Origin of the sequence: Aquimarina agarivorans, assembly GCF_000218485.1 — a bacterium.
In the GTDB taxonomy this organism is placed as follows: Bacteria; Bacteroidota; Bacteroidia; order Flavobacteriales; family Flavobacteriaceae; genus Aquimarina; species Aquimarina agarivorans.
Genome location: NZ_AFPB01000069.1, coordinates 1 through 1,262 on the forward strand (window position 1 = coordinate 1; position 1,262 = coordinate 1,262).

The 1,262-nt window shown below is 33.9% G+C and carries 2 protein-coding genes; both read left to right on the forward strand.

Translation table 11 applies throughout. The features are described from left to right. The coding region (locus tag GMC_RS0103310; protein WP_010520796.1) for a TlpA family protein disulfide reductase at positions 1-508 on the forward strand (508 nt) is incomplete at its 5' end. After that, entirely contained in the window at positions 508-726 is a 219-nt protein-coding gene (locus GMC_RS0103315; RefSeq protein ID WP_010520797.1) for a VF530 family protein, read from the forward strand. The genes GMC_RS0103310 and GMC_RS0103315, both read left to right, overlap by 1 nt. Positions 727-1,262: the final 536 nt, after the last annotated feature.

Below are 1,262 nucleotides of genomic sequence, written 5' to 3' on the forward strand. Positions count from 1 at the left end.
CATAACAACCATGTTTAAAAAGATTTTTAATTACGTGACTTGGGGGATTATAATTGTACTTGGAGGTGCTTTTTTGATCACCAAATTTAATGCATTTACAAGGGGTGAAACTGCGCCTGATTTTGAAACTAAATTGATTGATGGTACACCTTTTAAGTTGTCGGATTTAAAAGGAAAATATGTATTGCTTGATTTTTGGGCATCGTGGTGCCCGCCTTGCCGTACACAAAATCCAAGGTTGGTAGCTTTCCATAATAAACATAAGGATAAATTAAACGTAGTTAGTGTAGCACTAGAGCGGACTGATAATGCTTGGGAAAAAGCAAGTAAACAGGATGGGTTAAATTGGAAACATCAAATTGTAGACAAAAGCCGTATTGTGGTTTTGTCCAGCATAGCTCGTAAGTACGGAGTAACGGAAATCCCTAGTAAATTTTTAATTTCTCCAGAAGGGAAACTGCTAGGTAAGCTTACTTTTAATGAAATAGAAGCCATTATTAATAAGTAATGACACAAAAAAATAATCCGTTGCACGGAGTAAAACTACAGCAAATAGTAACTGAATTGGAAAGCCATTACGGTTGGGCGTATTTAGGAAATACAATTCCTATACGCTGCTTTACGCACGACCCCTCGGTAAAGTCAAGCCTTAAATTTTTACGGCGTACGCCTTGGGCGCGCGATAAAGTAGAGCGGTTGTATTTGCATATGCTAAGTAAACGCTAGTGTTTTTTTAGGGGGTATAAACTACAGGGTTGTCGACTAAAGTCATTAGAATAAGTCTTTTAATTAATCAAAATTTCATTTAGAAAAGTTTATTGGTAGATCATTAATTTCTTTATAATTATTTTAGTTAAATGACTAAGGGAATTGAAGTTAGTTTGCTTTTAATTTATGAATTGTTAATTGGATGTGTCAACAAAGGCTTGGGAGGTAGTGTTCTCAATATTGAATTTCCCATTCAAAGTATTTTTTCGCTTCGCACGCGGCTTATTGGCTTAAATTGCGCCTATAACCTCATATGGCATACGCGTCATTGTTACTATTTAAGAAAAAATAGTATTCGAATTGCCTGATCAATTTAACAGATTTTATGGCACTTCATCTTCAAATTATTATATTCAATTTGCTTTTATTTCACTATCCAATTATTTCAAAACTTAGGGTTGAATGCAATTACCGCTGTTTTTATTACTTGGCTTTGAAAATGAAAAATTATGCAATTTGATAGTCAACAATGGAAAATGTAATATAATTAATGC